Raw genomic sequence first — 3,068 nt, 5'->3', positions numbered from 1 at the left:
CGCTTGGATCGTCTCGTTGGTGTAGGCGCCGGCGCGGCACCAGAAGATCGACGAGACGCGATCGAGCGCTTCGCCGCCGAGTTCCAGCGCGGCAAGCGTGTTCTCGATGGTCGGCGCATCCTTGTTGCCGGCGATCGCCTCGATCTCGGCCTCGTGCGCCTTCAGCGCCGCGTCGAAGACCGGGGAAAAGTCGCCATCGCCAATGCGCGTGAAATCGGGCAGGCCGAGCGGCCCTTGCCACGCGGTCAGCGGATGGGCGGCGAGGTCGACGGCTTTCGTGGAAGGCATGGACAGTCTTTCGATCGTTGACGGGGAGAGGTTTGGTCGTCCCCGATGTAGGGCGAGGCCTCGCAAGGCGCAACGGCTCGGCCCTCAAGATGGCGTCAGAAGCCGTCGCACGTCTCGGCGATTGCCGCTTGCGAACTGGCGGTGATGCGGTCGTCGGTCACCGCGAAAGTCTCATGCATGAGCTTGTCATTGTTGGGAAAGTCGTAGCAGGCGACCACGGTGGTGACCCCGCCTTCGCTCTTTTCGATCCGATGCCGGATCGCTGCGCCCGCAACCGCACCTTTCCATTCGTCCATCGAGGCGATGAATTCCTGCTTGCTTTGCACGATGCCGAGGTCGTCCAGCTTGATGCGGACATCATCGGCGAGCAGGTCGGACAGTTCGGTGCGGTCGGCGACCAGCAGCGCCGAATACCAGCGGCTGATGAGGGCACGATCATCGGCGCGGGCGGCAATAATCGCTATCAGCAGCGCGGCCGCCGTCAAAGCGGCCGACCTGATGTTTACCACCTTGCGCGCCGCTGTGTTCATCCCAGCTCCGGCCGTTCGAAATCGCCGGTTTCCTTGTTCATCGTCCAGAGTTCGCCGGTCGAGATATCGAACCAGGCCCCATGCAGCGACAGTCGCCCCTTGCCCTCGAGAATCGAGACGCAGGGAAAGGTTCTGAGGTTGGCGATGGAATAGCGGATCGAGATGCGCTCCAGCGCGGTCTGGCGCTCCGACGCGGTCATGAAGGTGCTGGAGGAGACGGTTTCGGCCGCCGGCGCGATCAGGCTCATCCACTTGCCGATGAAGTCGCCCGGCGAAAGCGGCGCGGAATTGGTGTCGAGCGCTGCACGGATGCCGCCACAGCGGCCATGGCCCATGACGACGATGTTCTTGACCTTGAGGCTCTGCACGGCGAATTCAAGCGCCGCCGAGGTCGAATGGAACTCGCCATCGGGAGCATAGGGCGGCACCAGATTGCCGACATTGCGCAGCACGAAGAGTTCGCCGGGCCCGGCGTCGAAGATCGCCTCGGGCGCCGAACGCGAATCGCAGCACGCGACGATCATCGTCTCCGGCGCCTGGCCTTCCCGAGCGAGATCGCGATAGCGCCCGCTCTCCGTGAGATAGCGGCCATTCATGAAATTGCGGTAGCCGGCGAGAAGATGTTCAGGGAGATGGGACATGAGCGGCGTCTGGAGCCTTTCCGGGTTGGATGCGGCAGCTCGTTGCGGTCTAGAGAGGCTCTAGCGGCAAAAGCCGGTCGCGAGCAATGCAGAATTATGAGGGCTGGCTAGAAATGCCATGCATCGGGCGCAACCTTGGCCAACAGCGTTACGCCCAGATGGCGACAGGAATGCCAAAGCTGTCGCGGCCCGGCGGGTCGGGCAGCGGCCGTGCCTCACCGCTGGCGATGCGACCGGCAATCAGCGTCATCGCGGCCGCGTCGAGGAAATCGTCGGCGGCGGCGCCGCGCGGTGGCGGCTGGTCGAGAAAGGCCGTGTCATAGCCATGCCGGCAAAGCAGAGCCTTGCGTTCCGCCATGCCGGCCGGATTGATGCTGCCCTTGATCTTCTTCGGCAGTTGCATGGCCTGATCGCCGTTCAAGCGGCAGAAAGCGACTTCCGGATGCGATTCGAACACACGGCCGCGCAGATCGGGTCGCGCGATCAGCAGGGCGTCGATCTCGCGGATCTTGGCAAAAATGCCGAAGGCCTGGATCGAGACGCCGCGCGGCGGGTCGGAGGTGGTCAGGGCCACCTCGCTTGCCCTGATGTGCGCGGCATACCAGGCTTCGATGGTGGTGAAATCATTGGTCTCCGCATAGAGCGCGGCGCGGGAGGGGATCGAGAAGACGCTGGATTGGCGTGCCCCGAGCAGTGGCCGCACCAGCGCTTCGGGGCCGCGCCCGCCCTTGCCCGACAAGTCGGGCAGGCCGATCGGCATGTCGACAGCGATGACAGCGTCTTCGGGAAGGGATGCGAGCAGGGCAGTGAAGGTTGCAAAGACACCGACCGACGGTGCCATGCCAAAAGCGCGCCGGACGGCGATCCAGCCGGCCTTGCAGCCGTCGACGCCGACAAGCACGGTCTCAGTCGACGTCACGCCCGGCGGCCCCGCCCCGGATGCGTGAGGTGGCGAAGCTGGACCATCGCCATCGGATGCGACAGGCTCTGCGCATCGGTTTCGAGCTGCAGTTCGTCGCCGCCGCGCTTGGCGGTGCGCGCCAGGATCTCGTAGACCGCCGCCGTCGTCGATTGCAGCGCCTTGACCGGCGGCTGGCCGGACAGGATACGTGCCAGATAGACGGCCGCCGTCAGATCGCCCAGGCCATTCGGCGGCTTGTCGATCAGGCGATGTTCGGCGAGCAGCGCCTGGCTGCTATCGAGCAGCAGATTGCCGGTGCCGCCCGTCATCATCGACGGCGCAGAGGTGACCAGCATGGTCGATGGTCCGGCGTGGAGCGCTGCCGCGATCGCAGATTTCAGGTCGGGCAACGCGGCGCCGGCCATCCATTCCAGTTCGTAGCGGTTGGGGGTGGCTATGTCGGCGATCGGCATCAGCCGGTCGCGCATGGCGATGGCTGTCGGCTCGGGCACGTAGAGGCCGCCCGAATCACCCATCACCGGATCGCAGATATAGACGGCGCCGGGTGTCCTTGCCTTCACCGCGGCGACCAGCGAGGCGACGGCCTCGGCCTGGCCGGCCTCGCCGAGATAGCCGGACAACACGGCGCCGACTTCACCCAGCCATGGCGCCCGCTCGAGATCGGCCATCAGCGCCTTGAACTGGTCG

At 65.5% G+C, this 3,068-nt stretch carries 4 protein-coding genes and 1 pseudogene; all 5 read right to left on the bottom strand.

What is annotated here, in order from left to right; all coding sequences use genetic code 11:
- Positions 1-288, bottom strand: a pseudogene (locus tag EN749_RS33460) (peptidase M3); the annotation flags it as partial.
- A gap of 95 nt (positions 289-383) precedes the next feature.
- Positions 384-818 (bottom strand): nuclear transport factor 2 family protein, encoded by a 435-nt coding sequence (locus EN749_RS33455; RefSeq protein WP_127269640.1) that lies wholly within the window; start codon positions 816-818, stop codon positions 384-386.
- The gene (locus tag EN749_RS33450; protein WP_023811712.1) at positions 815-1,459 is read right to left on the bottom strand and encodes a carbonic anhydrase; all 645 of its coding nucleotides are present in this window, start codon (positions 1,457-1,459) and stop codon (positions 815-817) included. The genes EN749_RS33455 and EN749_RS33450 overlap by 4 nt, the downstream gene beginning before the upstream one ends.
- Positions 1,460-1,607: 148 nt before the next feature.
- Positions 1,608-2,378 (bottom strand): DUF429 domain-containing protein, encoded by a 771-nt coding sequence (locus tag EN749_RS33445; RefSeq protein ID WP_128364770.1) that lies wholly within the window; start codon positions 2,376-2,378, stop codon positions 1,608-1,610.
- Positions 2,375-3,068 (bottom strand): PfkB family carbohydrate kinase (locus EN749_RS33440; RefSeq protein ID WP_128364769.1); only part of this gene is annotated, 694 nt, incomplete at its 5' end. The genes EN749_RS33440 and EN749_RS33445, both read right to left, overlap by 4 nt.

It is taken from the genome of Mesorhizobium sp. M7A.F.Ca.ET.027.02.1.1 (genome assembly GCF_004022985.1).
In the GTDB taxonomy this organism is placed as follows: Bacteria; Pseudomonadota; Alphaproteobacteria; order Rhizobiales; family Rhizobiaceae; genus Mesorhizobium.
Note: the sequence above shows the minus strand (reverse complement) of the source record. Positions and strands in the feature narration are given on the sequence as shown.

Bases quoted from the DNA above. Each gene is read 5' to 3' on its own strand.
- EN749_RS33455 (WP_127269640.1), bottom strand. From the start codon at position 818: ATGAACACAGCGGCGCGCAAGGTGGTAAACATCAGGTCGGCCGCTTTG.
- EN749_RS33450 (WP_023811712.1), bottom strand. From the start codon at position 1,459: ATGTCCCATCTCCCTGAACATCTTCTCGCCGGCTACCGCAATTTCATG.